Origin of the sequence: Embleya australiensis (assembly GCF_051903075.1) — a bacterium.
Lineage (GTDB): Bacteria > Actinomycetota > Actinomycetes > Streptomycetales > Streptomycetaceae > Embleya.
On the sequence record NZ_CP182422.1, the window covers coordinates 4,550,138 to 4,575,869 of the forward strand.

At 69.6% G+C, this 25,732-nt stretch carries 34 protein-coding genes; 30 read left to right on the forward strand and 4 right to left on the reverse strand.

Annotated features, from left to right (window positions below):
* The first annotated feature begins 9 nt into the window (after nucleotides 1-9).
* The 23 genes from rplN to truA all read left to right on the forward strand — a co-directional run bounded on the left by rplN (nucleotide 10) and on the right by truA (nucleotide 13,724).
* On the forward strand, nucleotides 10-378 hold the full coding sequence (rplN, locus tag ACMXN5_RS19765; protein ID WP_078975728.1) for a 50S ribosomal protein L14: 369 nt from the start codon (nucleotides 10-12) through the stop codon (nucleotides 376-378).
* 15 nt (nucleotides 379-393) lie between these two features.
* Nucleotides 394-717, forward strand: coding sequence for a 50S ribosomal protein L24 (gene rplX, locus ACMXN5_RS19770; RefSeq protein ID WP_078979278.1), 324 nt, complete (start codon nucleotides 394-396; stop codon nucleotides 715-717).
* Nucleotides 717-1,286: a 50S ribosomal protein L5 gene (rplE, locus tag ACMXN5_RS19775; protein WP_078975727.1), complete on the forward strand. Its 570-nt coding sequence runs from the start codon at nucleotides 717-719 to the stop codon at nucleotides 1,284-1,286. Before rplX ends, rplE begins: the two co-directional genes overlap by 1 nt.
* A gap of 44 nt (nucleotides 1,287-1,330) precedes the next feature.
* Complete coding sequence (locus ACMXN5_RS19780) at nucleotides 1,331-1,516, forward strand: type Z 30S ribosomal protein S14 (protein ID WP_020549224.1); 186 nt, start codon at nucleotides 1,331-1,333, stop codon at nucleotides 1,514-1,516.
* A gap of 189 nt (nucleotides 1,517-1,705) precedes the next feature.
* A complete protein-coding gene (rpsH, locus tag ACMXN5_RS19785; RefSeq protein ID WP_020549223.1) occupies nucleotides 1,706-2,104 on the forward strand; it encodes a 30S ribosomal protein S8 in 399 nt (132 codons plus the stop codon).
* Nucleotides 2,105-2,122: 18 nt separating this feature from the next.
* Entirely contained in the window at nucleotides 2,123-2,662 is a 540-nt protein-coding gene (gene rplF, locus ACMXN5_RS19790; RefSeq protein ID WP_078975726.1) for a 50S ribosomal protein L6, read from the forward strand.
* A gap of 2 nt (nucleotides 2,663-2,664) precedes the next feature.
* Nucleotides 2,665-3,048: a 50S ribosomal protein L18 gene (gene rplR / locus ACMXN5_RS19795; RefSeq protein ID WP_395787283.1), complete on the forward strand. Its 384-nt coding sequence runs from the start codon at nucleotides 2,665-2,667 to the stop codon at nucleotides 3,046-3,048.
* A 46-nt stretch (nucleotides 3,049-3,094) separates the two neighbouring features.
* The gene (gene rpsE, locus ACMXN5_RS19800; RefSeq protein WP_020549220.1) at nucleotides 3,095-3,700 is read left to right on the forward strand and encodes a 30S ribosomal protein S5; all 606 of its coding nucleotides are present in this window, start codon (nucleotides 3,095-3,097) and stop codon (nucleotides 3,698-3,700) included.
* Nucleotides 3,700-3,882, forward strand: a complete 183-nt coding sequence (gene rpmD, locus ACMXN5_RS19805; protein ID WP_020549219.1) for a 50S ribosomal protein L30 — start codon at nucleotides 3,700-3,702, stop codon at nucleotides 3,880-3,882. The genes rpsE and rpmD overlap by 1 nt, the downstream gene beginning before the upstream one ends.
* A 1-nt stretch (nucleotide 3,883) precedes the next feature.
* On the forward strand, nucleotides 3,884-4,342 hold the full coding sequence (gene rplO / locus ACMXN5_RS19810) for a 50S ribosomal protein L15 (RefSeq protein ID WP_380005415.1): 459 nt from the start codon (nucleotides 3,884-3,886) through the stop codon (nucleotides 4,340-4,342).
* A gap of 350 nt (nucleotides 4,343-4,692) precedes the next feature.
* Entirely contained in the window at nucleotides 4,693-6,015 is a 1,323-nt protein-coding gene (secY, locus tag ACMXN5_RS19815; RefSeq protein WP_395787285.1) for a preprotein translocase subunit SecY, read from the forward strand.
* Complete coding sequence (locus tag ACMXN5_RS19820; protein WP_439676353.1) at nucleotides 6,016-6,669, forward strand: adenylate kinase; 654 nt, start codon at nucleotides 6,016-6,018, stop codon at nucleotides 6,667-6,669. It begins immediately after the preceding gene.
* A 118-nt stretch (nucleotides 6,670-6,787) separates the two neighbouring features.
* Entirely contained in the window at nucleotides 6,788-7,555 is a 768-nt protein-coding gene (gene map, locus ACMXN5_RS19825) for a type I methionyl aminopeptidase (protein WP_395787289.1), read from the forward strand.
* 70 nt (nucleotides 7,556-7,625) lie between these two features.
* Nucleotides 7,626-8,225, forward strand: a complete 600-nt coding sequence (locus tag ACMXN5_RS19830) for a DUF1707 SHOCT-like domain-containing protein (protein WP_439676355.1) — start codon at nucleotides 7,626-7,628, stop codon at nucleotides 8,223-8,225.
* A 39-nt stretch (nucleotides 8,226-8,264) separates the two neighbouring features.
* The gene (locus tag ACMXN5_RS19835) at nucleotides 8,265-8,645 is read left to right on the forward strand and encodes a DUF1707 SHOCT-like domain-containing protein (protein ID WP_439676357.1); all 381 of its coding nucleotides are present in this window, start codon (nucleotides 8,265-8,267) and stop codon (nucleotides 8,643-8,645) included.
* Between the two features lie 236 nt (nucleotides 8,646-8,881).
* Nucleotides 8,882-9,103, forward strand: coding sequence for a translation initiation factor IF-1 (gene infA, locus ACMXN5_RS19840; RefSeq protein WP_018382544.1), 222 nt, complete (start codon nucleotides 8,882-8,884; stop codon nucleotides 9,101-9,103).
* Between the two features lie 116 nt (nucleotides 9,104-9,219).
* Nucleotides 9,220-9,333 carry a 50S ribosomal protein L36 gene (rpmJ, locus tag ACMXN5_RS19845; protein ID WP_009740505.1) on the forward strand — a complete coding sequence of 38 codons (114 nt, stop codon included), beginning with the start codon at nucleotides 9,220-9,222 and terminating at the stop codon, nucleotides 9,331-9,333.
* A 187-nt stretch (nucleotides 9,334-9,520) separates the two neighbouring features.
* Nucleotides 9,521-9,901: a 30S ribosomal protein S13 gene (gene rpsM, locus ACMXN5_RS19850; protein ID WP_078975718.1), complete on the forward strand. Its 381-nt coding sequence runs from the start codon at nucleotides 9,521-9,523 to the stop codon at nucleotides 9,899-9,901.
* A gap of 67 nt (nucleotides 9,902-9,968) precedes the next feature.
* Entirely contained in the window at nucleotides 9,969-10,370 is a 402-nt protein-coding gene (gene rpsK / locus ACMXN5_RS19855; protein ID WP_020549211.1) for a 30S ribosomal protein S11, read from the forward strand.
* Between the two features lie 28 nt (nucleotides 10,371-10,398).
* On the forward strand, nucleotides 10,399-11,025 hold the full coding sequence (gene rpsD / locus ACMXN5_RS19860; protein ID WP_020549210.1) for a 30S ribosomal protein S4: 627 nt from the start codon (nucleotides 10,399-10,401) through the stop codon (nucleotides 11,023-11,025).
* Between the two features lie 120 nt (nucleotides 11,026-11,145).
* Nucleotides 11,146-12,162, forward strand: a complete 1,017-nt coding sequence (locus ACMXN5_RS19865) for a DNA-directed RNA polymerase subunit alpha (protein ID WP_020549209.1) — start codon at nucleotides 11,146-11,148, stop codon at nucleotides 12,160-12,162.
* A gap of 98 nt (nucleotides 12,163-12,260) precedes the next feature.
* Entirely contained in the window at nucleotides 12,261-12,782 is a 522-nt protein-coding gene (gene rplQ / locus ACMXN5_RS19870; protein ID WP_380005404.1) for a 50S ribosomal protein L17, read from the forward strand.
* Nucleotides 12,783-12,881: 99 nt separating this feature from the next.
* Nucleotides 12,882-13,724 (forward strand): tRNA pseudouridine(38-40) synthase TruA, encoded by an 843-nt coding sequence (truA, locus tag ACMXN5_RS19875; RefSeq protein WP_439676359.1) that lies wholly within the window; start codon nucleotides 12,882-12,884, stop codon nucleotides 13,722-13,724.
* Nucleotides 13,725-13,759: 35 nt separating this feature from the next.
* Here the strand turns inward: truA and ACMXN5_RS19880 are convergent, their stop codons facing one another.
* Entirely contained in the window at nucleotides 13,760-14,821 is a 1,062-nt protein-coding gene (locus ACMXN5_RS19880) for a hypothetical protein (protein WP_439676361.1), read from the reverse strand.
* Between the two features lie 355 nt (nucleotides 14,822-15,176).
* Here ACMXN5_RS19880 and rplM point away from each other — a divergent pair, with 355 nt between their 5' ends.
* From rplM to glmM, 3 genes are all read left to right on the forward strand, one after another.
* Nucleotides 15,177-15,620, forward strand: a complete 444-nt coding sequence (gene rplM, locus ACMXN5_RS19885; RefSeq protein WP_020549205.1) for a 50S ribosomal protein L13 — start codon at nucleotides 15,177-15,179, stop codon at nucleotides 15,618-15,620.
* A gap of 41 nt (nucleotides 15,621-15,661) precedes the next feature.
* Nucleotides 15,662-16,147 carry a 30S ribosomal protein S9 gene (gene rpsI / locus ACMXN5_RS19890; protein WP_078975713.1) on the forward strand — a complete coding sequence of 162 codons (486 nt, stop codon included), beginning with the start codon at nucleotides 15,662-15,664 and terminating at the stop codon, nucleotides 16,145-16,147.
* A 162-nt stretch (nucleotides 16,148-16,309) separates the two neighbouring features.
* Nucleotides 16,310-17,677 carry a phosphoglucosamine mutase gene (glmM, locus tag ACMXN5_RS19895; RefSeq protein WP_439676363.1) on the forward strand — a complete coding sequence of 456 codons (1,368 nt, stop codon included), beginning with the start codon at nucleotides 16,310-16,312 and terminating at the stop codon, nucleotides 17,675-17,677.
* 30 nt (nucleotides 17,678-17,707) lie between these two features.
* Here the strand turns inward: glmM and ACMXN5_RS19900 are convergent, their stop codons facing one another.
* Together ACMXN5_RS19900 and coaA are read right to left on the reverse strand one after the other, a co-directional pair.
* Nucleotides 17,708-18,682 (reverse strand): DUF389 domain-containing protein, encoded by a 975-nt coding sequence (locus tag ACMXN5_RS19900; protein ID WP_439676365.1) that lies wholly within the window; start codon nucleotides 18,680-18,682, stop codon nucleotides 17,708-17,710.
* A gap of 19 nt (nucleotides 18,683-18,701) precedes the next feature.
* Nucleotides 18,702-19,670: a type I pantothenate kinase gene (coaA, locus tag ACMXN5_RS19905; protein ID WP_078975710.1), complete on the reverse strand. Its 969-nt coding sequence runs from the start codon at nucleotides 19,668-19,670 to the stop codon at nucleotides 18,702-18,704.
* 93 nt (nucleotides 19,671-19,763) lie between these two features.
* Here coaA and glmS point away from each other — a divergent pair, with 93 nt between their 5' ends.
* Nucleotides 19,764-21,614, forward strand: a complete 1,851-nt coding sequence (glmS, locus tag ACMXN5_RS19910) for a glutamine--fructose-6-phosphate transaminase (isomerizing) (protein ID WP_439676367.1) — start codon at nucleotides 19,764-19,766, stop codon at nucleotides 21,612-21,614.
* 421 nt (nucleotides 21,615-22,035) lie between these two features.
* Here glmS and ACMXN5_RS19915 read toward each other — a convergent pair whose 3' ends face one another.
* On the reverse strand, nucleotides 22,036-22,551 hold the full coding sequence (locus ACMXN5_RS19915) for a MarR family winged helix-turn-helix transcriptional regulator (protein WP_395787308.1): 516 nt from the start codon (nucleotides 22,549-22,551) through the stop codon (nucleotides 22,036-22,038).
* Nucleotides 22,552-22,663: 112 nt separating this feature from the next.
* On the opposite strand from ACMXN5_RS19915, the gene ACMXN5_RS19920 reads away from it, so the two are divergent.
* The 3 genes from ACMXN5_RS19920 (at nucleotide 22,664) to ACMXN5_RS19930 (ending at nucleotide 25,652) form a co-directional block, all read left to right on the forward strand.
* Nucleotides 22,664-23,620, forward strand: a complete 957-nt coding sequence (locus ACMXN5_RS19920) for an EamA family transporter (RefSeq protein ID WP_439676369.1) — start codon at nucleotides 22,664-22,666, stop codon at nucleotides 23,618-23,620.
* A gap of 186 nt (nucleotides 23,621-23,806) precedes the next feature.
* Nucleotides 23,807-24,175, forward strand: coding sequence for a holo-ACP synthase (locus ACMXN5_RS19925; RefSeq protein WP_380005386.1), 369 nt, complete (start codon nucleotides 23,807-23,809; stop codon nucleotides 24,173-24,175).
* 10 nt (nucleotides 24,176-24,185) lie between these two features.
* Nucleotides 24,186-25,652, forward strand: coding sequence for an NAD(P)H-hydrate dehydratase (locus ACMXN5_RS19930; protein ID WP_439676371.1), 1,467 nt, complete (start codon nucleotides 24,186-24,188; stop codon nucleotides 25,650-25,652).
* Nucleotides 25,653-25,732: the final 80 nt, after the last annotated feature.

Consider the following 25,732-nt stretch of genomic DNA (forward strand, 5'->3'; position numbering starts at 1 on the left):
GAGTTAGACGTGATCCAGCAGGAGTCGCGACTGCGAGTCGCCGACAACACGGGTGCGAAGGAGATTCTCTGCATCCGTGTGCTCGGTGGCTCCGGCCGGCGCTACGCGGGCATCGGGGACGTCATCGTTGCCACCGTCAAGGACGCGATCCCCGGTGGCAACGTGAAGAAGGGCGACGTCATCAAGGCGGTCGTCGTGCGGACGGTCAAGGAGCGCCGGCGTGTCGACGGCTCCTACATCCGCTTCGACGAGAACGCCGCCGTCGTCCTGAAGAACGATGGCGAACCCCGTGGCACCCGTATTTTCGGCCCGGTCGGCCGTGAGCTTCGCGAGAAGAAGTTCATGAAGATCATCTCGCTCGCGCCGGAGGTGCTCTAACCAATGGCGAAGGCGATGAAGATCAAGAAGGGTGACCTGGTACAGGTCATCACCGGCAAGGACAAGGGCAAGCAGGGCAAGGTCATCGCGGCCTACCCGACCCAGGAGCGCGTCCTGGTCGAGGGTGTCAACCGGATCAAGAAGCACACCAAGGTGGGTCAGTCCGCCAAGGGTGCCAAGACCGGCGGCATCATCACCCAGGAAGCGTCCGTCCACATCAGCAACGTGATGCTGGTCGTGGAGAAGGACGGTAAGAAGGTCCCGACCCGGACCGGCTTCCGGTTCGACGACGAGGGCAACAAGATCCGGTACGCCAAGCGGACCGGTGAGGACATCTGATGACGGTCACCACCGAGGCGCGTGAACTGCCGCGTCTGAAGCAGCGTTACCGCGAGGAGATCCTGGGCAAGCTGCGTGAGGAGTTCTCGTTCGAGAACATCATGCAGGTTCCCGGTGTCACCAAGATCGTGGTCAACATGGGTGTGGGCGACGCCGCCCGCGACTCCAAGCTGATCGACGGCGCGATCAAGGACCTGATGGCCATCACCGGCCAGAAGCCCCAGGTCACCAAGGCCCGCAAGTCCATCGCGCAGTTCAAGCTGCGCGAGGGTCAGCCGATCGGCGCGCACGTTACACTGCGCGGCGACCGCATGTGGGAGTTCCTGGACCGTCTGCTGTCGATCGCCCTGCCGCGTATCCGCGACTTCCGCGGGCTTTCGCCCAAGCAGTTCGACGGGCGCGGCAACTACACCTTCGGTCTCACGGAGCAGTCGATGTTCCACGAGATCGACCAGGACAAGATCGACCGCGTTCGTGGCATGGACATCACTGTGGTGACCACCGCCAAGAACGACGACGAGGGCCGCGCTCTGCTGCGTCTCCTCGGCTTCCCGTTCAAGGAAGCGTGAGCAGTCGCCTCGGCGGCTGAGGAACGCAACAAGGAGACTGAGACGTGGCGAAGAAGGCCCTGATCGCAAAGGCCGCCCGCAAGCCGAAGTTCGAGGTTCGCGGCTACACGCGCTGCCAGCGCTGTGGCCGTCCTCACTCGGTGTACCGCAAGTTCGGTCTGTGCCGTGTGTGCCTGCGCACCATGGCGCACGCCGGCGAGCTGCCGGGCGTCACCAAGAGCAGCTGGTAGTCCGCGGCCGCCCCGGCGGCCGAGAGCTACCGCTACCGCAACAAATCGTTCGCCCGCTGGGCCGAGCGAGAACAGTAACGACGTCGTAGGTCCCGCACCGCAGTCGCCGTCCGCCGCCGTCCTTCGGGTCGGCGGCGGACGAGGGATCGCACGCCGGGAAACCACGGCGAGAAAGGCCTTGAGGCCGTCATGACCATGACCGACCCCATCGCAGACATGCTGACCCGTCTGCGGAACGCCAACTCGGCATACCACGACGATGTCGTGATGCCGTTCAGCAAGATCAAGTCGCACATCGCGGAGATCCTCCAGCAGGAGGGTTACATCCAGGGCTGGCGCGTCGAGGACGCGGAGGTGGGCAAGAAGCTCACCGTCGTCCTCAAGTACGGCCCGAACCGCGAGCGCTCGATCGCCGGCGTCCGCCGCGTGTCGAAGCCCGGTCTGCGGGTGTACGCAAAGTCCACGAACCTGCCGAAGGTACTCGGTGGCCTCGGCGTCGCGATCATCTCGACGTCGACCGGTCTCCTCACCGACAAGCAGGCGGCCAAGAAGGGCGTGGGCGGGGAAGTCCTCGCCTTCGTCTGGTAAGGGAAGGGAAGGAGAGCAATGTCGCGCATCGGACGTCTCCCCATCCCGGTTCCCACCGGTGTGGACGTCACCATCAATGGCCGCGAGGTTGTCGTGAAGGGCCCCAAGGGTTCCCTGTCGCACACCATCGCCGCCCCGATCGAGATCGCCAAGTCGGACGACGGCACCCTCGCGGTGACCCGCCCCGACGACGAGCGTCGCTCGAAGGCCCTGCACGGGCTGTCCCGGACGCTGGTGGCGAACATGATCACTGGTGTGACCCAGGGATACATCAAGAAGCTCGAGATCAGCGGTGTCGGCTACCGTGTCCAGCAGAAGGGCTCCTCGCTGGAGTTCGCGCTCGGATTCAGCCACCCCGTCGTCGTCGAGGCCCCGGAAGGCATCACCTTCGCGGTCGAGGCCCCCACCCGTTTTTCGGTCGAGGGCATCGACAAGCAGAAGGTCGGTGAAATCGCCGCGAACATCCGCAAGCTGCGGAAGCCCGACCCGTACAAGGCCAAGGGCGTCAAGTACGCGGGCGAGGTCATCCGCCGCAAGGTCGGAAAGGCTGGTAAGTAGGCATGGCTGTCGGCGTGAAGACCGGCAAGGGCGTTGCGAAGAAGTCTGTCGCACGCAAGCGCCGGCACATCCGGGTGCGGAAGAAGGTTTCCGGCACCCCGCTGCGGCCCCGTCTCGTCGTGAGCCGCTCCACCCGTCACATGGTGGCGCAGGTTATCGACGACATCGCCGGCCACACTCTCGCTTCGGCGTCCACGATGGACCCGTCCATCCGCGGCGCCGAGGGTGACAAGACCGCCCAGGCTCGCAAGGTCGGCGAATTGGTCGCCGAGCGCGCGAAGGCCGCGGGTGTCGAGGCCGTCGTGTTCGACCGCGGTGGCAACAAGTACCACGGTCGCATCGCCGCTCTCGCGGATGCCGCACGCGGAAACGGGCTCACCTTCTGAGCCCGCTGCTCCGGACAAGCTTCGAACGACAGATGAGGACATTCTGATGGCTGGACCCCAGCGCCGCGGTGGCGGCGCCGGCGGCGGCGAGCGGCGGGACCGGCGGGATCGACGTGATGGTGGCGCAGCCGCCGAGAAGACCGCTTACGTCGAGCGCGTCGTCGCGATCAATCGCGTCGCCAAGGTCGTGAAGGGTGGACGTCGCTTCAGCTTCACCGCGCTGGTCGTGGTGGGCGATGGCGACGGCACCGTAGGTGTCGGTTACGGCAAGGCCAAGGAGGTGCCGGCCGCGATCGCCAAGGGTGTTGAAGAGGCCAAGAAGCACTTCTTCAAGGTCCCCCGTATCCAGGGCACCATTCCGCACCCGATCCAGGGTGAGAAGGCTGCCGGCGTCGTGCTCCTGAAGCCGGCCTCGCCGGGTACCGGTGTCATCGCCGGTGGCCCCGTGCGCGCCGTGCTCGAGTGCGCCGGCATCCACGACGTGCTGAGCAAGTCGCTCGGTTCGTCGAACCCGATCAACATCGTGCACGCGACCGTCGCGGCGCTCCAGGGGCTCGTTCGCCCCGAGGAGATCGCGGCTCGTCGTGGCCTGCCCCTGGAGGACGTGGCCCCGGCCGCGCTCCTGCGGGCCCGCGCGGGGGTTGGTGCGTAATGGCACGTCTCAAGGTCACGCAGACCCGATCCAAGATCGGTGGCAGGCAGAACCAGCGGGACACTCTCCGTTCGCTCGGTCTCAAGCGCGTCCACGACGTGGTCGTCAAGGAGGACCGCCCGGAGATCCGCGGCATGATCGCGACGGTGTCGCACCTCGTCACCGTCGAGGAGGTCGACTGACATGGGTGCTGACAACCCGCTGAAGGTGCACCACCTGCGGCCCGCCCCGGGCGCCAAGACCGCCAAGACCCGCGTGGGTCGTGGTGAGGGCTCCAAGGGCAAGACCGCCGGTCGTGGTACCAAGGGCACCAAGGCTCGTTACCAGGTGCCGGCCCGCTTCGAGGGTGGGCAGATGCCGCTGCACATGCGGCTGCCCAAGCTCAAGGGCTTCAAGAACCCGTTCCGGGTCGAGTTCCAGGTCGTGAACCTGGACAGGATCGAGTCCCTGTACCCCAACGGTGGCGAGGTCACCGTCGAGGGTCTGATCGAGAAGGGCGCGGTTCGCAAGAACCTGCCCGTCAAGGTCCTGGGCACCGGCGAGATCTCGGTGGCAGTCCAGGTTAAGGCGCACGCCTTCTCCGGCTCCGCCAAGACCAAGATCGCCGCCGCGGGTGGTTCGGCCGACGAACTGTCGGTCTGACCCCTCGCGGACAAGGAATGACCGTCATGGCCCGTTCGGATCGGTACCGAACGGGCCTTGACGTCGTTGGAGGCTATAGCTCAGGGGCGTCACGCCGGTAAGGTGGTGACGCCCCTGTGGTTTGCTGTGCCGTGGGGGTGGGTTCATTGCGCCACCCCCTCACATGACTTGCTCCGTTTTTCACTTGTGTTGTGTCATGACGCAGGAACGTCGGGCCCGGGCGATACTTCCGGGCCGTCGGCGCTGTTATTGTCCGTGAGGTTCCTGTGAGGGACCTGACCAGTGGTCCTCTTCCCGGACCGACGACTCGATCGACTCGCCCCTGAGACGGGCGGGGCGCAGGAGGCAGTGTGCTCACCGCGTTCGCCAGGGCGTTCCGCACGCCCGACCTGCGCAAGAAGCTGCTGTTCACGTTGGCGATCATCGTCCTTTTCCGGATCGGGTCGCACATCCCGGTACCCGGCGTCTCATTCGAGATGGTGCGCTCTTGCGTAGAGGACTCCAACAAGAACAGCCTGTTCGGGCTCGTGAACATGTTCAGCGGTGGTGCGCTGCTGCAACTCACGATCTTCGCGCTGGGGATCATGCCGTACATCACGGCGAGCATCATCCTCCAGCTGCTCACCGTCGTGATCCCGCGACTGGAGGCCCTCAAGAAGGAGGGCCAGGCCGGTACCGCGAAGATCACGCAGTACACCCGCTACCTCACCATCGCGCTGTCCGTGCTCCAGGCGACCGCGCTGATCGCCACCGCCCGCAGCGGCGCGCTGTTCTCCAGCGCCCGCAGCGCCACCTGTGACCCGCAGGGCATCGTTCCGGACGACTCGCTCTTCCGGGTGATCGTGATGGTCGTCGTGATGACGGCCGGCACCTCGACGATCATGTGGCTCGGTGAGCTGATCACCGACCGCGGCATCGGCAACGGCATGTCGATCCTGATGTTCGTCTCGGTCGCCGCCGGCTTCCCGGCCGCGCTGTGGACGATCAAGGAGCAGGGCACCATCGGCGACGGTTGGGTCCCGTTCTTCACCGTCATCGCCATCGGCCTCGTGATGGTCGGCCTGGTGGTCTTCGTGGAACAGGCGCAGCGCCGGATCCCGGTGCAGTACGCCAAGCGCATGATCGGGCGTCGCGCCTACGGCGGGACCTCGACCTACATCCCGCTCAAGGTGAACCAGGCGGGCATCATCCCCGTCATCTTCGCCTCGTCGCTGCTCTACATTCCGGCTCTGATCGCGCAGTTCAGCGGTGGCAAGTCGGACTGGGCGGTGTGGATCGAACGACACTTCGTCAAGGGCGACCACCCGCTGTACATGATCACGTACTTCCTGCTGATCGTCTTCTTCGCGTTCTTCTACGTGGCCATCACGTTCAACCCCGAAGAAGTAGCCGACAACATGAAGAAGTATGGTGGCTTCATTCCGGGGATCCGCGCCGGCAGACCGACCGCGGAATACCTGAACTACATCCTCACCAGGATCACGTGGCCCGGATCGTTGTACCTGGGCATGATCGCGCTGGTACCCAGCATCGCGCTCGTGCTCTTCAACGCCAACCAGAACTTCCCGTTCGGCGGCACGAGCATCCTGATCATCGTGGGAGTGGGTCTGGAAACCGTGAAGCAGATCGAGAGTCAGCTCCAGCAGCGCAACTACGAAGGCTTCCTCCGCTAAATGCGTATCGTTCTCGTGGGGCCTCCCGGCGCGGGTAAGGGAACCCAGGCCCAGTACATCGCCGCCAACCTGTCGATTCCCGCCGTCTCGACAGGTGACATCTTCCGCGCCAACGTGAGCCAGGGCACTCCGCTCGGCCGCGAGGCGAAGACCTACATGGACGCGGGCAACCTCGTACCCGACGAGGTGACCATAGGCATGGTCCGGGAGCGCCTGGCGCAGCCGGACGTCGCCGGAGGTTTCCTCCTGGACGGGTTCCCGCGCAACACGGCGCAGGCCAAGGTGCTCGACGAGATCCTGGCCGAGAACGACACCGAGCTGGACGTGGTGCTCGAACTCAAGGTCGACGACTCGGAGATCATTCAGCGGATCTCGGGCCGTCGGCAGTGCCGGGCCAACGGACACGTCTGTCACATCCTGACCGACGCGCCGAAGGTCGCCGGCATCTGCGACGAGTGCGGCAGTGAGCTGTACCAGCGCGACGACGACCGCGAGGAGACCGTCCGGCACCGTCTGGACGTCTACAAGGAGCAGACCGAACCCCTGGTCGGCTACTACTCGGAGCGCAACCTCCTGCTGCCGATCCAGGCGACCGGTCCGGTCAAGGAGGTCACCGCGCGCGCGATGACCGCGCTTCGGGAGTTCGGCGCCTGATCGGGGCCGGCCGCGACAGACATCACACATGGGCGATCCGGGGAAACCCCGGATCGCCCATCGTGCTTTCAGTGGATGACAGGTGAGGACGGCAATGCCGGTGTTCAGGAAGCGGCACATGCGGATCGAACGCAAGACGCCCGAGCAGATCGAGAAGATGCGTCGTGCCGGCGCGGTGGTGGCCGACACGCTGGCCCTGCTGCGCGAGGCGGCGGTGCCCGGGGTGACCACCGCCGATCTGGACACGATCGCCGAGCGCTCGATCCGCGGCGCCGGGGCGATTCCCTCGTTCAAGGGCTACCACGGCTTCCCGGCGTCGATCTGCGCGTCGGTCAACGACGTGGTCGTGCACGGGATCCCGGACGAGACGCCGCTGCGGGATGGGGACATCATCTCGATCGACTGCGGCGCGATCCTGGACGGCTGGCACGGCGACTCGGCGATCACGGTGCCGATCGGCACGGTCGTGCCCGAGGTGCTGGAACTGAGCCGGGTGTGCGAGCAGTCGATGTGGGCGGGCATCGAGGCGGCGGTGGCGGGCGGTCGGCTGACCGACATCAGCCACGCGGTGGAGAAGTCGATCCGGTCGCACCGGCTGCCGGGCGGCGCGAAGTACGGGATCGTCGAGGACTACGGCGGCCACGGCATCGGCACCGAGATGCACCAGGACCCGCACGTGCTCAACTACGGCCCGGGCGGCCGGGGTCCGCGCCTGGAGGTCGGGGTGTGCCTGGCGATCGAGCCGATGGTCACCCTCGGCAAGCCGGACACCTACACGCTGCCCGACGAGTGGACGGTCAAGACCACCGCCGGCGGCCACGCGGCGCACTGGGAGCACTCGATCGCGATCACCGCGAACGGACCCGTGGTGCTCACCGCACCCTGAGGACAGACCCCCGCCGATGGTGGGGCTGGCCCCATGTACGAGACCGCGGTGCCTGCCTAGTGTCGAAGGCATGGTGAGGCATCCGACGATGCGGGCATCCGACGTGGACCGCGAGGCGGCGGTGACGCTCCTGCGTGAGCACCATCTGGTCGGACGGCTGACGCTGGCAGAGTTCAACGAGCGTATGGGCGCCGCCTTCGCGGCGGTCACCCTGGGGGACCTGGCCCGGCTGATCGCCGATCTGCCGCCCCCGGAGCATCTGGAGGCCGACGTCGAGGTGATCCGCGCGCGGATGGCCTACGAGGAGGCGCGCACCCGGGCGGCGCTCGCCCGGCCGGCGGTGTCGGGTACGGAGCCGGCGACGTCGGTGTTGCCCGCGATGCCGCTCACGCCGCCGCGGCCGCTGCCGCCGGTGCCGGCCGAGGTGCGGTGGTCGGCCGCCCCGACGCGGCGCCCGGGCGACGGGTGGGCCACCGCGGCGCGGGGCCTGCGCGCGGCCTGGACGGTGTTGAACGCGGTCACCGCGCTGAACGTGGTGATCTGGCTGCTGGTCGCGGTCGCGGGCACGGGCGTCGTGTACTTCTGGCCGGTGTGGGTCTACGGTCCGGCGGCCGCGGTGCTGGGTTCGATCCAGATGATCGTGTGGCGACACGGCCGCGCCGCGCCGTGACCCGGGCGCCGGTGGGCCGAGCGGGACTACGCTCGGAGCATGGACCGTGATCCGAACGTCCCCGCGACTCCGGCGGACCGCGAACGTGTGACCGCCGAGCTGCGCGAGCACCTGGCGTCGGGTCGGCTGGCGCTGGCCGACTACCGGGCCGGCCTGGACGGGGTGCGCCGGGCGGTCACGGTGGGGGAGCTGGACTCGCTCGCGGCGAACCTGCCGGGTCGCGAGGATCGCACCGAGACGGCGGGCGCGACGCCGCCGCCGGGATACGACCACCCCGTCGAGGCGCCGTTTCGCGCGGGTGCCTATGGTCCGGCCGAGGAACGTCGGTCGCGGGTGTCCAACACGATGTTGAACAAGGTCTGGCTGGTCGTGATGACCCTCGGCGTGCTGGTGTGGGCACTGGTCTACTTCGTGCGCTGATCCACGCGCCGGCTCGTGCGCGGGCGGTGCGCCGCTGCGGGTGTCCGCGGGGGTGCCGGCGCGGAATCCGCGGTTCCGGGGCCGGTTTCGCTTTCACCCGTCCAGTGGCTTAGACTGACTCGTCGGCTCACATGTAGCCAGGTTTGGCGCGCCCGTCGTACGGGCGCCGAAAATCTGAGCTTCGTCATGTGCGCCGGGTAACGGTAGTTGATCCCGAGACACGAAGCGCGGAGGACATGCCCAAGAAGCAAGGGGCCATCGAAATCGAGGGCACCGTCATCGAGTCGCTCCCCAACGCCATGTTTCGCGTCGAGCTTCAGAACGGGCACAAGGTCCTCGCGCACATCAGTGGGAAGATGCGGATGCACTACATCCGGATTCTTCCGGACGACCGGGTTGTCGTGGAGCTGAGCCCTTACGACCTGACCCGCGGCCGGATCGTCTACCGCTACAAGTAGGCGAGCCCCGGTCCCGCCCACGCCGTGCGTGGTGTGTGGGGCCTGGCAGCAAACCGACAACCGACTCGGCGACGGCGGCGTGCCCGCACGCCTTCGTCACACGTACCGGAGAAATCATGAAGGTCAAGCCGAGCGTCAAGAAGATCTGCGACAAGTGCAAGGTGATCCGCCGTCACGGCCGGGTCATGGTGATCTGCGAGAACCTGCGCCACAAGCAGCGCCAGGGCTGAGCGGCACCACCCCCCTTCGCACAACGAGCGATCGACGCGCGACGCACCCCGTAAGAGCCGCAGCACCCGACCCCCGCCCCGTGCGGGACGCCACCCTCGGCCGGAGGCCGAGGACCGAGCACATCCCCCGTGGATCTGCCGGACCGGTGCTGGGCCAGACCTCCGACTGAAACCAGGAGCCACACATATGGCACGCCTCGTCGGCGTCGACCTCCCCCGTGACAAGCGGGTCGAGGTCGCTCTGACCTACATCTTCGGCGTCGGGCGCACTCGTGCGCTGGACACGCTGAAGAACACCGGTGTCAACCCCGACACCCGCGTCCGCGATCTCGCCGAGGACGACCTGATCAAGCTTCGCGACTGGATCGAGGGCAACTACCGCGTCGAGGGTGACCTCCGCCGCGAAGTCGCCGCCGACATCCGCCGCAAGGTCGAGATCGGTTGCTACGAAGGTCTGCGTCACCGTCGCGGTCTTCCCGTCCGCGGTCAGCGCACCCACACCAACGCGCGTACCCGCAAGGGCCCGCGCCGCGCGATCGCCGGCAAGAAGAAGCCGGGCAAGAAGTAGTCCGCGTACGACGGATCACGCGGTCCTCAATTCGTAGCGGACCGACGACCTCAGGAGTTTTCAGCAGATGCCTCCCAAGAGCCGCGCGGGCGCCAAGAAGGTGCGCCGCAAGGAAAAGAAGAACGTCGCTCACGGGCACGCCCACATCAAGAGCACGTTCAACAACACCATCGTTTCGATCACGGACCCCAGCGGCAACGTGATCTCGTGGGCCTCCGCGGGCCACGTCGGCTTCAAGGGCTCGCGCAAGTCGACCCCCTTCGCCGCGCAGATGGCCGCCGAGTCCGCCGCGCGTCGTGCGCAGGAGCACGGCATGCGCAAGGTCGACGTTTTCGTCAAGGGCCCGGGCTCCGGTCGGGAGACCGCCATTCGTTCGCTGCAGGCCACCGGCCTGGAGGTGGGCTCCATTCAGGACGTCACCCCCGTGCCGCACAACGGCTGCCGCCCCCCCAAGCGCCGCCGCGTCTGACCAGCAGCTGACTAGGAGTTAAAGAACAATGGCGCGTTACACCGGCGCGGACTGCAAGCGCTGCCGTCGCGAGAAGATGAAGCTGTTCCTCAAGGGCAGCAAGTGCGAGGGCCCGAAGTGCCCGATCGAGATCCGCCCCTACCCGCCGGGCGAGCACGGTCGTGGCCGTACCAAGGACAGCGAGTACCTGCTGCAGATGCGCGAGAAGCAGAAGTGCGCGCGCATCTACGGCGTTCTCGAGAAGCAGTTCAAGGGCTACTACGAGGAAGCGAACCGTCGCCAGGGCAAGACCGGCGAGAACCTGCTTCGCATCCTCGAGTCGCGCCTGGACAACGTGGTCTACCGCGCGGGCTTCGCCAAGTCGCGTGACCACGCCCGTCAGCTCGTGCGCCACGGTCACATCGTGGTCAACGGCGTCAAGACGGACATCCCGTCGTTCCGGGTCTCCGACAACGACATCATCGAGGTCCGCAAGGACTCGGTCGAGCTGACCCCGTTCGTGGTCGCCCGTGCCGAGGCCGGCGAGCGCACCGTCCCGGCCTGGCTCGAGGTCATCCCGGGCAAGATGCGCATCCTCGTGCACTCCCTCCCGGCGCGTCAGGTCATCGACACGCAGGTGCAGGAGCAGTTGATCGTCGAGCTCTACTCGAAGTAGCGGCTCTTCGGAACGGGCGGACCGCCCCAGGGTTTGCAGACAAACCCTGGATGCCGGTCCGCCCGTATCCTTGTTCTCACTGGCGTCATATAGCGGACGCCAATGACATGGAGGCACCCCATGCTTATCGCCCAGCGGCCGACCCTCACCGAGGACGTCGTCGACGAATACCGCTCGCGGTTCGTCATCGAGCCCCTCGAGCCCGGCTTCGGCTACACGCTCGGCAACTCGCTCCGTCGTACCCTCCTCTCCTCGATCCCGGGCGCTGCCGTCACCAGCATCCGGATCGACGGTGTCCTGCACGAGTTCACCACCGTGCCGGGCGTCAAGGAGGACGTCACCGACCTCATCCTGAACATCAAGCAGCTGGTCGTCTCCTCGGAGCACGACGAGCCGGTCGTGATGTACCTGCGCAAGCAGGGCCCGGGTGTGGTCACCGCCGGCGACATCGCGCCGCCGGCCGGTGTCGAGGTGCACAACCCCGACCTGGTCCTGGCCACGCTGAACGCCAAGGGCAAGCTGGAGATGGAGCTGACCGTCGAGCGCGGTCGCGGCTACGTCTCCGCGGTGCAGAACAAGCAGGCGGGCCAGGAGATCGGCCGCGTGCCGGTCGACTCGATCTACTCGCCGGTGCTCAAGGTCACCTACAAGGTCGAGGCGACCCGTGTCGAGCAGCGCACCGACTTCGACAAGCTGATCGTCGACGTCGAGACCAAGCAGTCCATGCGTCCGCGTGACGCGATGGCCTCCGCGGGCAAGACCCTGGTCGAGCTGTTCGGTCTCGCGCGCGAGCTGAACATCGACGCCGAGGGCATCGACATGGGCCCGTCGCCGACCGACGCCGCGCTCGCGGCCGACCTGGCGCTGCCGATCGAGGAGCTCGAGCTCACGGTCCGCTCCTACAACTGCCTCAAGCGCGAGGGCATCCACACCGTGGGTGAGCTGGTCGCGCGCAGCGAGGCCGACCTGCTGGACATCCGCAACTTCGGTGCGAAGTCCATCGACGAGGTCAAGGCGAAGCTCAACGGGATGGGTCTGGCCCTCAAGGACAGCCCGCCCGGGTTCGACCCGACCGCCGCCGCGGACAGCTTCGGCGACGAGGACGACCACGGCTTCGCGGAGACCGAGCAGTACTGAGCGGCTCTTTCGGGAGTTGCCGCCACCCGGGCCGACCGGCCCGGGTGGACTGACGCCGGTACCTGATACGGCCGGCGCAGGAATATCAAGGAGAGAACATGCCCAGGCCCACCAAGGGTCCGCGCCTCGGCGGCGGCCCGTCCCACGAGCGGCTGATCCTGGCCGGTCTCGCGACGGCGCTGTTCGAGCACGGTCGCATCACCACGACCGAGGCCAAGGCGCGCCGGCTGCGTCCCGTCGCCGAGCGACTGATCACCAAGGCGAAGAAGGGCGACCTGCACAACCGTCGCCAGGTGCTCACCGTCGTTCGTGACAAGGGCGTCGTGCACACGCTGTTCGAGGAGATCGGTCCGCGCTACGCGAACCGTCCCGGCGGCTACACGCGTATCACCAAGATCGGCACCCGCAAGGGCGACAACGCGCCCATGGCGGTCATCGAGCTGGTCGAGGCGCTGACCGTGGCGCAGACCGCGGTCGGCGAGGCCGAGGCCGCCACCAAGCGCTCGGTCAAGGAGCAGGAGACCGCCAAGGTCGAGACGGCGAAGGCCGCCCCGACCGAGGAGGCGCCCGCCGCCGAGGCCGCCGAGGCCGAGGAGAGCAAGGACGCCGACAAGGCCTGAGGCCGGGTCGGACGCTCCAGGCGTTCCGAATCACCGTGCGAGCCCGTTCTCCGTATCCGTACGGAGGGCGGGCTCGCGCCATGTCCGGAGGTGGATGACGTGGTGCGCTTGCGCATCGATCTGTCGTACGACGGCACCGAGTTCGCCGGGTGGGCCCGTCAGCGCGAACTGCGCACCGTGCAGGGGACGTTGGAGAGCGCCCTGACCACGGTGCTGCGGCTGGCGGAGCCCGCGCAGCTGACCGTGGCTGGGCGGACCGACGCGGGGGTGCACGCACGGGGCCAGGTGGCGCACCTGGACGTGCCCGACGAGGTGTGGGCCGACCTGGGCGAGGTGGCGCTGCGCCGGGTCACCGGGCGGCTGCCGCGGGATCTGCGGGTGCGCGACATCACCGTGGCGCCGGCCGGGTTCGACGCGCGGTTCGGCGCGATCTGGCGGCGCTACGCGTACCGGGTGTGCGACGCGCCGGGCGGGGTGGACCCGCTGCGCCGGGGCGACGTGGTGTGGCACGACCGGCCGCTGGACGAGGACCGGATGAACGAGGCGGCCGGGCGGCTGATCGGCGAACACGACTTCGCGTCGTTCTGCCGCCGGCGCGAGGGGGCCACGACGGTGCGCTGCCTCCAGGACTTCTCCTGGGCCCGCGAGACGCCGACCGGGGCGGACGTGGGTCCGGCGTACCGCCCGGTGATCGTGGCGACCGTGCGGGCCGACGCGTTCTGCCACAACATGGTGCGCTCGCTGGTCGGTGCGATGTTCGCGGTGGGCACCGGGCGCAAGCCGCCGACCTGGCCGCAGGAGGTCCTGGGGCGCGCGGTGCGCGACTCGGGCGTGCACGTCGCGCCCGCGCACGGGCTCACCCTGGAGGAGGTGGCGTATCCGGCCGACGAACTGCTCGCGGACCGGGTGAGCGCCACCCGGCGGCGCCGCGACGGCAGCTGAGCGCGGGGGCGGCCCGGCGCCGCCCCCGCTGTCGCTCAGCCCTGGATCTGCTGCAGCGCCTTGCGCCGGTTCTCGTCGTCGATCTGCTTGGAGATCGCCTCGCCGCGCGCGGTCAACGAGTTCCACAGGAACTTGTCCACGTCGTCCTGGGCCTGCGCCATGGTCTTGTCGTCGCCGACCGGGTCCTTGCCGTCGGCGTACCAGTCGAGGGTGAACAGGCCGTAGCGGCCCACCGAGTTGCGCAGCTTGCCGTGCTTTTGCTTCTTGGCGTCCAACACCTTGACTCCGGGACCGGCCAGCGGCAGCAGTTCGCCGCCGTCCTTGCCGTTCTTGACCGCGTTCGCCTTGCCCTCGGACGGGAACGAGGCGACCGCCGCGGTGGTGAGCACGCCGTTCGGGCCGATCACCGCGAGTCGGATCAGCTGTGTGCACTGCTGGTCGCGGGCCGCCGCGCCGAGCTTGGTGTCGGTGCCGTCGGAGCACGTGTTGTCCAGCTTGCCCGCGGCCACCGAGTACTGCCGTCCGTTGACGGTGAACTTCTGGTTGGGGAACAACGATTCGACGGTGAAGGGCGCGGTGTCCAGGGTCGGGTCGGCGAGCACCGCGCGGGCGGGCGGCGGCGCGGGTACGGTCGGCGCCGGGCGGAACGTCGGCTTCTCCGGGGCGAACGTCGCGGCGGACGGGCCGCCGGAGGCGCCGGGGCCGGCCTTCTTGTCGTCGTCACCGCCGGACAGCGTCATCGCGGCGGCGACCACACCGCCGACCAGGGCGAGACCGAGCACGGTGCCGCCCGCGGCGAACAGCAGCCTGCGGCGCCGGGCCGCCGAGTCACGCTCCTCCGCCAACCGGCTCCAGTCGGGGCCGCTCGACCCGCCCGCGCCGCCGAACTGCTGTTGCCCTGCGGGCTGTTGGGCCTGCGGCGGGGGTTGTGCGAAGGGCTGTTGGGGCTGCTGTTGCGGCGGTTGCCCCTGGGATCCGTGCGCGTGCGAGGGAAACGGGTCCCACGCGTGTTGCGGCTGCCCCGGCGTACCGGGCCCGCCCGGGCGTACGCTCCATGGGCGTTGCCCGTCGTCCCCGGGTGTTCCGACCCCCGACACATCCGCCCCCTGCAAGGAAATGACCCGCCCCGGCTCCCCATGTGCCGACGCTCCGGCCGTTCGGCGCATCGTATCCGTCACCGAAGCGGTGAGTGTCGGCGTGGCACGGTCGGAGCACCCCCGGCGATGGCTTACGCTGGAGAGGGGCATGAGCAAATCATCGCCCCATTGCTCGTTTTGACCGGCACCCCCTTGACCCGGTATTGTGCCGGTTCGTTGTGCGTATTGGCTTGCTTGAGTGGAGTCGGTACGCCGGGCCGCCGGCCACCGGAGTCCGCATGGTTCGGAATCATCTCCCGGACAGCCAGTCGGCATCCGTCAGCACACACTCACGAAGAAGCGAAGGCTATCGACCGTGCGCACGTACAGCCCCAAGCCCGGCGACGTCCAGCGTCAGTGGCACGTCATCGACGCGACCGATGTCGTGCTCGGCCGTCTGTCCACCCAGGCTGCTGCCCTGCTCCGGGGTAAGCACAAGCCGGTGTACGCGCCGCACGTCGACACCGGCGATTTCGTCATCATTGTGAACGCCGACAAGGTTCACCTGTCGGGCAACAAGCGCAGCCAGAAGATGGCGTACCGCCACTCCGGCTACCCGGGTGGCCTCCGCGCCGTCCGCTACGACGAGCTGCTGGAGAAGAACCCCGAGAAGGCCGTGGAAAAGGCCATCAAGGGCATGCTCCCGAAGAACACCCTGGGCCGGCAGATGTTGTCGAAGCTCAAGGTGTACCGCGGTTCCGAGCACCCGCACTCGGCGCAGCAGCCGGTTCCGTTCGAGATCACCCAGGTCGCGCAGTAGTCACGGCCACCGCCTGACGAACGAATAGTTTGAGGAGAACAGTGGCCGAGACCATTGCAGAAACCCCGATCGAGGAGACCGAGGGTCTTCCGCTCGAGAGCTACACCTCCGAGTCGCTCGCGTCGCGCTTCAGCGAGCCGCAGGCGGGCGCGGCCACCGGCCGCCGCAAGGAGGCCGTCGCGCGCGTTCGCATCGTGCCCGGCACCGGCAAGTGGAAGATCAACGGGCGTTCGCTCGAGGAATACTTCCCGAACAAGGTGCACCAGCAGCTGGTCAACGAGCCCTTCAAGGTGCTCGAGCTGGACGACCGCTACGACGTGCACGCCCGCATCCACGGTGGCGGCGTCTCCGGCCAGGCCGGCGCGCTGCGTCTGGGTGTGGCCCGTTCGCTGAACGAGGCCGACGTCGAGGCGAACCGCCCGGCGCTCAAGAAGGCCGGCTTCCTGACCCGTGACCCGCGTGCCACGGAGCGCAAGAAGTACGGTCTGAAGAAGGCGCGCAAGGCGCCTCAGTACAGCAAGCGCTAAACAGCCCGCAGCACCCTCTGCGGCTGTTCGCAGCGTCATTCAGGCCCCGGGGGCACGGTTCGTGCCCCCGGGGCCTGATGCTTTTTTCCGGCGCCCCTCCTGGAGGAGCGGCGCCGAGAGGTAGTGTCCGAGACATCCGGAATGTATGCGGGAGATCCAACTGTGGGACGACTCTTCGGTACGGACGGCGTGCGTGGCCTGGCGAATGGCCGGCTGACCGCGGAACTGGCGCTCGACCTGGCGGTCGCCGCCGCGCGGGTGCTCGGATCACGCGGCCGGGACGGGATTCCGCAATCAGGGCACGGCCGCAGGCCGTTCGCCGTGGTCGGTCGTGACCCGCGGGCGTCCGGGGAGTTCCTGGAGGCCGCCGTGGTCGCCGGGCTCGCGGGCGCGGGTGTGGACGTCTACCGTGCCGGCGTGTTGCCGACGCCGGCGATCGCCTACCTGACCGGGCTGCTCGGCGCGGACCTGGGCGTGATGCTCTCCGCGAGCCACAATGCGATGCCGGACAACGGGATCAAGTTCTTCGCGCGCGGCGGGCACAAGCTGCCCGACGAGGTGGAGGACCGGATCGAGGCGCTGCTCGGCACCGAGTGGGAGCGGCCGACCGGCTCCGCGGTCGGCCGGGTACAGGACCACCCCGAGGGCCACGAGCGCTACGTCGAGCACCTGCTGTCGTCCCTGCCGCACCGCCTGGACGGGCTCAAGGTGGTCGTGGACTGCGCCAACGGCGCCTCCTCGGCGGTCGCGCCGGACGCGCTGCGCCGGGCCGGGGCCGAGGTGATCGCGATCCACGCCGAGCCCGACGGCCTGAACATCAACGACAATTGCGGCTCCACGCACATGGACGCGCTCGCGGCGGCCGTGGTCGAGCACGGCGCCGACGCCGGCATCGCGCACGACGGCGACGCCGACCGGTGCCTGGCGGTGGATGCGCGCGGCGAGTTGGTCGACGGCGACGCGATCCTGGCGGTGCTCGCGCTGGCCATGCGCGACGGCGGGCATCTCGTGGACAACACGTTGGTGGCCACCGTCATGTCCAACCTCGGGCTCAGGCTGGCCATGCAGGCCGCGGGCATCAAGATGGTGGAGACCGCGGTCGGCGACCGTTACGTGCTGGAGGCCATGCAGGCCTCGGGGCTCTCGCTGGGCGGCGAACAGTCGGGCCACGTGGTGCTGTTGGAGCACGCGACCACCGGCGACGGCACACTGACGGCGCTGCGCCTGCTCGCGCGGGTCGCGGAGACCGGCAAGCCGCTGCACGAGTTGGCGTCGGTGATGACCCGCCTGCCGCAGCAGTTGGTCAACGTCGCCGGCGTGGACCGCACCCGGGTGCACACCACCCCCGAACTCGCCCACGCCGTCGCGCTGGTGGAGGAGCGGCTGGGCGCCACCGGCCGGGTGCTGCTGCGTCCGTCGGGCACCGAGCCGCTGGTCCGGGTGATGGTCGAGGCCGAGACCCACGACCAGGCGCACGACGAGGCCGCGCATCTGGCCGAGGTGGTACGCACGTTGCTCGCGCTGGACTAGGCCGTCTCCGGCTGTCGAACGCGCGCGAGTTCACGACGACTCGGCGGCTCCCGGCGCGATGGTCGGGGGCCGCCGCTTGGTGCGTGCGGCCTGGAGGTTCCACAGGCCGCGCTGGACAAGCAGGGTCAGGGTGCCGGCTATGACGATGGCGCCCAGGTTCAGGCCGAGTTGGCCCAGCGAGCCGCCGGCCTGCGCGTAGTCGGTGTACCAGATCGCCACCGAGGCGTTCGCGGCGGCGGGCACGGTGGTGACCGAGATCAGCACACCGATCAGCGCGCCGGACTTGGCGCTGGTCAACGAGAGCATGCCCGCGACACCGGCCAACAGCGCGACCCAGAACGACAACCAGTCCGGTTGATAGATGAACTCGGTGAGCGGGCGCGGGCGTTCCAGCATGTCCCGGTCGACCAGGTCGAGCGCGCCCAGGAGCCCGGTGAAGGCCATGGTGGCCAGCATCGCGACCGGGAAGCCGATCAGCAGGGCGAGCCCGGAGCGGGCGGCGAGCCGGGGCCGGCGCTGTACCGCGGCCACGCACAGTCCGGCCAGCGGTCCGAACTCGGGGCCGACGACCATCGCGCCGACGATCAGGATCGCGTTGTCGAGCAGCACGCCGCACGCCGCGATCATGGTGGCCACCGTCAAGAAGGCCAGGAACGTCACCGAGAGGGTGGACTCCTCGGAGGTGGCCTCCTCGATCTCCTCCCAGACCACGGAGTCGGCGCTCTCGCCCGGCGCGTCCCGCTCCGCCTCCTCGGCGGAGCGGGACAACATCACGTCCAGGTCCTCGAGCGCGATCGAGCCGTCCCGGTGCAGGTCCAGCGCGCGCAGTTCGGCGAGCACCGAACTGGTGGCCTCACGGGCGAGGTCGCAGGAGATCACGTCGCCCGCGGGCTGCACCGCGGCGCCCGGCCAGATCACCAGGTGGGTGGCTCCGGGCTCGGTGAGCAGCAGGTCGCGCACGGCGGCGCTGCGCTCCACGGGGACGATCAGACGAAGATGAAACATCCCGTGAAGGTACCCGGGTTCACAACTTGCGCAGCCGCAGTCGGCTCACCGCGTGCTCCGCGTCCTTTTGCAGCACCAGGGTGGCGCGCCCGCGGGTGGGGCGGATGTTCTGCACGAGGTTGACCTCGTTGATCGTCGCCCACGTGTTCTCCGCGTAGCGCAGCGCGTCGTCGGGCGTCATCACCGCGTACTTGCGGAAGTACGAGGCCGGGTCGCGGAACGCGGTCTGGCGCAGCTTGAGGAAGCGCTCCAGGTACCAGCGGCGGATGTCCTGGGTGCGCGCGTCCACGTACACGCTGAAGTCGAAGAAGTCGGACAGCGCGAGCCGGGGGCGCCCGTCGGCGGTCGGCGACGCCGGTTGCAGCACGTTCAGGCCCTCGACGATCAGGATGTCGGGCCGGTGGATGGTCAACCGCTCGTTCGGCACGATGTCGTAGGTCAGGTGCGAGTAGACCGGCGCGGTGACCTCGGGCTTGCCGGCCTTGACGTCGGCCACGAAGCGCACCAGGGCCCGCCGGTCGTAGGACTCGGGGAAACCCTTGCGGTGCATGATGCCGCGGCGTTCCAGCTCCTCGTTGGGGTACAGGAAGCCGTCGGTGGTCAGCAGTTCCACGTGCGGGTGGTCGGGCCAGCGGGCGAGCAGCTCGCGCAGGATGCGCGCGGTGGTGCTCTTGCCGACGGCGACGCTGCCGGCGACGCCGATCACGAACGGTATCCCCGGGTTCTCGCCGTTGCCCAGGAACGTGGTCAGCGCGCGACCCAGGCCCCGGGTGGCGCCGACATAGAGGTTGAGCAGGCGCGACAGCGGCAGGTAGACGTCGGAGACCTCGTCCAGGTCCACCACGTCGCCCAGACCGCGCAGGCGCTCGAGTTCGTCCGCGGTGAGCGGCAGCGGCGTCCCGGCCCGAAGTCGGGTCCAGGCGGCGCGGTCGAGTTCGACGAAGGGGGACAGGTCGCGAGCCGGTCCCTGAGCCGCGAAGGAATGCACCCACTCATTGTCGTCAGTGGTCGCGGACCGCCCGTCGCCGGGCCGTCGAACGTGTTTCCGCCGGCTCGATGCGGACCCCGTAGGCTGGCCCCCATGTGCGGGATTGTGGGATATGTGGGCGCTCAATCGGCGCTGGATGTGGTCATCGGCGGGCTCAGGCGGCTGGAGTATCGCGGCTACGACTCGGCCGGGGTGGCCGTGCTCGTCGACGGTGCGCTGGTGAGCGAGAAGCGGGCCGGGAAACTGGCCAACCTCGTGGACGCGCTGACGGAGTCGCCGCTTCCGGTGGGGACGTGTGGCATCGGTCATACGCGGTGGGCCACACACGGCGCGCCCAACGACGTGAACGCGCATCCGCACCTGGACAACGCGGGTCGGGTCGCCGTCGTGCACAACGGGATCATCGAGAACTTCGCGGCGTTGCGGGCCGAGCTGGCCGAGCGCGGGCACAAGCTCGCCTCCGAGACGGACACCGAGGTCGTCGCGCACCTGCTGGCCGAGGAGTTCCCGGGCGCGGGGCAGGACCTGGCCGAGGCGATGCGCCGGGTCTGCCGCCGCCTGGAGGGTGCGTTCACCCTGGTCGCGACGCATGCCGACGCCCCCGACGTGGTGGTCGGCGCGCGCCGCAACTCCCCGCTGGTGGTCGGTCGCGGCGACGGCGAGAACTTCCTCGCCTCGGATGTGGCCGCCTTCATCGAGCACACGCGCGAGGCGATCGAGCTGGGCCAGGACCAGGTCGTGGAGCTGCGCCGGGACAGCGTCACGGTGACCGACTTCCACGGCGCGCCGGCGGCCTTTCGCGAGTACCACGTCGACTGGGACGTGTCGGCCGCGGAGAAGGACGGCTACGACTACTTCATGCTCAAGGAGATCGCCGAGCAGCCCAAGGCGGTCGGCGACACCCTGCTCGGCCGGATCGGCACCGACGGGCGCCTGGTGCTCGACGAGGTGCGGATCGCCGACGAGGTGCTGCGCGAGATCGACAAGGTGGTGATCATCGCCTGCGGTACCTCGTTCCACGCGGGCCTGATCGCCAAGTACGCGATCGAGCACTGGACCCGGGTGCCCTGCGAGGTCGAGCTGGCCAGCGAGTTCCGCTACCGCGACCCGATCCTGGACCGGCAGACGCTGGTGGTGACGATCTCGCAGTCCGGCGAGACGATGGACACCCTGATGGCCCAGCGCCACGCCCGCGAGCAGGGCGCCAAGGTGCTGGTGATCTGCAACACCAACGGCTCGACGATGCCGCGCGAGGCGGACGCCGTGCTGTACACGCACGCCGGCCCCGAGGTCGCGGTGGCCTCGACGAAGGCGTTCTTGACCCAGCTGGTCGCGTGCTACCTGGTCGCGCTGTACCTGGGCCAGGTGCGCGGCACCAAGTGGGGCGACGAGATCACCGAGGTGATCGAGCAGCTCGCGGCGATGCCCGAGATGGTGGACAAGGTCCTGGACACCATGGAGCCGGTGCGCGAGCTGGCGCGATCGCTCAAGGACGCGGGCTCGGTGTTGTTCCTGGGGCGGCACGTGGGCTACCCCGTGGCCCTCGAAGGCGCGCTCAAGCTCAAGGAACTGGCGTACATGCACGCCGAGGGCTTCGCCGCGGGCGAGCTCAAGCACGGCCCGATCGCGCTGATCGAGGAGGGCCTGCCGGTGGTCGTGGTGGTCCCGTCGCCACGCGGGCGCTCGGTCCTGCACGACAAGATCGTGTCCAACATCCAGGAGATCCGGGCCCGCGGCGCGCGCACCATCGTGATCGCCGAGGAGGGCGACGAGGCGGTCGTGCCGTACGCCGACCACCTGGTGCGCATCCCGGCCACGCCGGTGCTGCTGCAGCCGCTGGTGTCCACGGTGCCGCTCCAGGTGTTCGCCTGTGAGCTGGCCACGGCCAAGGGCCACGAGGTGGACCAGCCGCGCAACCTGGCGAAGTCGGTCACGGTCGAGTAGCCCGTCCCGCGCATCGGCCGCCCCGCACCCTCCTCGAATGAGGGGGGCGCGGGGCGGTCTTGTCGAGCGCCGGCCTCGGTGCGGGACCGGCCGGGCCGGGTCGGGTGCGGCGAGGCCGCTGCCCCTACCCGCCGCCCCCGTGGCGGGTCAGCGCCCACGAGTCGGGTCGCCCCCGGGATCGACGCGCGAAGCGCGGAGAGCGGCGGAGCCGCGAAGTTTGGGTCGGGTGGCCCGGAGCGAAGCGGAGGGACACCCGACCCCGAGCGAGGGGCCGCTTTTCTGCGGAGGAGCGAAGCGGGGGAGCAGAAAAGTGGTCCCTCGCGAGCCGGCGCGAAGCGCCGGACAAACAGCCCCTCGCGAGCCGGCGCGAAGCGCCGGACAAACAGCCCCTCGCGAGCCGGCGCGAAGCGCCCTCATGAGCTCAGCCCAGGTGGGTGTCTCCCTGGGCGATCAGGAGCTTGCGCAGCAGGCCGTTGAGCAGGTCGCGCTCGCCGTCGTCGAGCACGGCCAAAAAGCGCGCCTCGTTCTCGATGTGGCCGAGCAGGATGTCGTCCACGAGCCGGATGCCCTCCGGGGTCAGCCTGACCCGGACCGAGCGGCGGTCCTCGGTGCTGACCGAGCGCTCGACCAGGCCCTTGGCGGTGAGCTTGTCCACCCGGTTGGTGATCGCGCCCGACGTCACCATCGCCGAGCGCAGCAGCGTGCCCGCGCTGACCCCCTCGACGCCGCCGGAGCGGCGCAGTGTGGCCAGCACGTCGAACTCGGAGAAGTCGAGCCCGTACCGGGCGAAGTAGGTCCGCAACGTCTGGTCGATGTACCGGCGCAGTCGGTTCATGCGGCCGACGGCGGCCATCACATCCAGCAGGTCGGTGTCGATCTCGGGGCGTTCACGGTGCCATTGGTCCCATACGTCATCAATTGCGTCACGTCCGTTCATGGCTCCAATTTATCTCAACGCTCATCTACTTGACGCTCGCAGATCCAAGGTATTTACTTATCTCAACGTTCAGATAGTCAGTGCTCGCAAAACTAGCGTTGAGGTGAAAGTCATGGCGGTTCAGGGCGGTAGCAAGGGACTCGGTCGCCTGGGGATGCTCCTGGCGACGGCCGTCGCCCCGGCCACGTGGGGGACCACCTACCTCGTGACCACGGAGATGCTCCCGGCGGACCGGCCGTTGCTCGCGGCGGGTGTGCGGGCGCTGCCCGCGGGGCTGATCCTGGTCGCCCTGTCGCGCCGACTGCCCACCGGTGTGTGGTGGTGGCGCTCGTTCGTCCTGGGGATGCTCAACGTCGGGCTGTTCTTCCCGCTGATCTTCGCCGGCGCCTACCGCCTGCCCGGCGGTGTCGCCGCCACGATCGGCGCGGTGTCGCCGCTGATCGTCGCGGGCCTGTCCTTCCTGATCCTGAAGGTGCGCACGCAGCCCCGGGTGCTGCTCGCCGGCGTCGGCGGGGTGATCGGGGTCGGCCTGCTGGTGCTCAGCTCGCAGGCGAAGATCGACCCGATCGGGATCGGCCTGATGCTCCTGGCCACCACCCTGATGGCCTCGGGCGTGGTGATGTCGGCCCGCTGGGGTCGGCCCGAGGGCGTCTCGCTCCTGGCCACCACCGGCTGGCAGCTCACCGTCGGCGGCCTGGTCATCGTCCCGCTGATGTTCGCCGTCGAGGGCATGCCGCCGGTGCCCACCGGCCGCAACCTGCTCGGCTTCGGCTACCTCGTGCTGATCGGCACCGCGCTCGCCTACGTCCTGTGGTTCCGCGGCATCGAGCGGCTCGGCGCCGGGGTGGCCTCCTTCCTCGGCCTGGTCAACCCGGTGATCGCCACGTTCGCCGGCCTGATCGTGCTGGGCCAGACGCTGACCCCGCTCCAGGTGCTCGGCCTGGTGATCGCCCTGGGCGCGATGGTGCTCGGCCAGCGGGCCCCCCGCCGCGCCCCCGAGGTGCGGGTCGAGGCGCCGGTCACCATCACGAGGCAGACCCGTCGGTCGGAGGTCGTCGAAGCCTCCTGAGCGGGCGGGAGCACACCGCCACGAGCACCGCGCAGGACCGTTTCGCGAGCCGATCGGGCCGCATCCCCGCCGGGGATGCGGCCCGGCCGCGTTGTCGGCGCGTGTGGTGGGCGCGTCGCCGGTGGGTGGGTCGGCGCGGGTGGCCGGTGTGTTCTTCGGCGCCGTGCCCGGCAATAGGCTCGGGCCGTGATCATCGGTGTGGGTATCGACGTGGCGGACATCGCACGCTTCGGGCAGTCGCTGGAGCGCACACCCGGACTGGCCGATCGGCTGTTCACCGACGCGGAGCGGAACGTGCGCCCCGGACAGCCCCGCGGGGTCGCCTCGCTGGCCGCGCGCTTCGCCGCCAAGGAGGCGCTGGCCAAGGCGCTCGGCGCGCCCGGCGGACTGCACTGGCTGGACGCCGAGGTGACCACCGAGGACTCCGGCCGTCCGCTGCTGGCCGTCACCGGCACGGTGGCCGCGCGCGCCGCCGTGCTGGGTGTGACGCACTGGCATGTGTCGCTCAGCCACGACGCGGGCATCGCTTCCGCTGTCGTCATCGCCGAGGGCTAGGGGGCCGCCCATGCGCGCCGCACACACGGTCGAGCAGGTACGCGCCGCGGAGGGCGCGCTGCTCGCGACGCTGCCCGAGGGCACCCTGATGCGCCGCGCCGCGGCCGGGCTGGCCGGCACCTGCGTGCGCCTGCTCGACCGGGTCTACGGGGCCCGCGTGGTGCTGCTGGTGGGCAGTGGCGACAACGGCGGCGACGCGCTGTACGCGGGAGGCATGCTGGCCCGGCGCGGCGCGCGCGTGGACGCCCTGCTGCTCGCCCCGGACCGGGCCCATCCGGCCGGCCTCGCCTGGGCCCGGGCGGCCGGCGTCCGGGCGCGGGACGCGGTCGACCCGGACGGCCCCGGCCTCGCCGACCTGCTCGGGCGGGCCGACCTGGTCCTGGACGGGATCGTCGGGATCGGCGGCCGGGGCGCACTGCGCCCGACCCCCGCCGCGCTGCTCGCCCGGGTGTCGGGCGCGACCGTGGTCGCGGTCGACGTGCCCAGCGGCGTGGACGCGGACACCGGCGAGGTCGCGGGCGCGGCGGTGCGCGCCGATGTGACGGTCACCTTCGGCACCCACAAACCGGGCCTGCTGATCGACCCCGGCGCGGCCCACGCGGGAGTGGTGCACCTCGTCGACATCGGCCTCGGCCCGCACCTGCCGGAGCCGGACCCGACCGTGCTGCAACACGACGACGTGGCCCGGTTGTTGCCCTCTCCCTCGGGCGAGAGCGACAAGTATTCGCGCGGTGTGCTCGGCGTGGCCGCAGGCTCCCCCCGCTACCCGGGCGCGGCGGTCCTGGTGGTCGGCGCGGCGGTGCGCGGCGGAGTCGGCGCGGTCCGCTGCACGGGGCCGGCCGCCGTGCTCGGCCCGGTGCTCGCGGCCCATCCGGAGGCGCTGGCGACCCAGGCGCCCCCGGCCGAGGCGGGCCGGGTGCAGGCGTGGGTGGTGGGCCCCGGCCTGGACACCGACCCGGACGCCGAGGCGCGCTTCGCGAGCGTGCTGGACGCGGAAGTGCCCGTACTGGTGGACGCGGACGGCCTGACCCTGCTCGCCCGCTCCGCCCCCGGCACCCGCCCCGCCCCGACGCTGTTGACCCCGCACGCGGGCGAGGCGGTGCGCCTGTTCGCCGCCGCGGGCGTCGAGGTCACCCGCGAGCGGATCGAGGCGGGGCGGCTGGAGCACGCGCGCCGGCTCGCCGCGCTGTACCGCTGCGTGGTCCTGCTCAAGGGCTCCACCACGGTGATCGCCGCGCCCGACGGCCGGACCCGGGTCAATCCCACCGGTACCCCGCGCCTGGCCACCGCGGGCAGCGGCGACGTGCTCTCCGGCCTGGCCGGCGCGCTGCTCGCGGCCGGTCTGGACGCGCTGGACGCCGCTTCCGCGGCCGCCTGGCTGCACGGGCTGGCCGCCCGGACGCTATCCGGCCCGGTGACCGCGCCGGACCTGATCCGGGCGCTGCCGGGGGTGTGGGCGGACGTCACCGGCACGTGAGGAGGACGCCGCCCGGGCCCGGGCCTGCCACACTGGGAGTCTTGAGTTCGGGGATCTTCCGGGCCCGGCGGCCGGCCGGG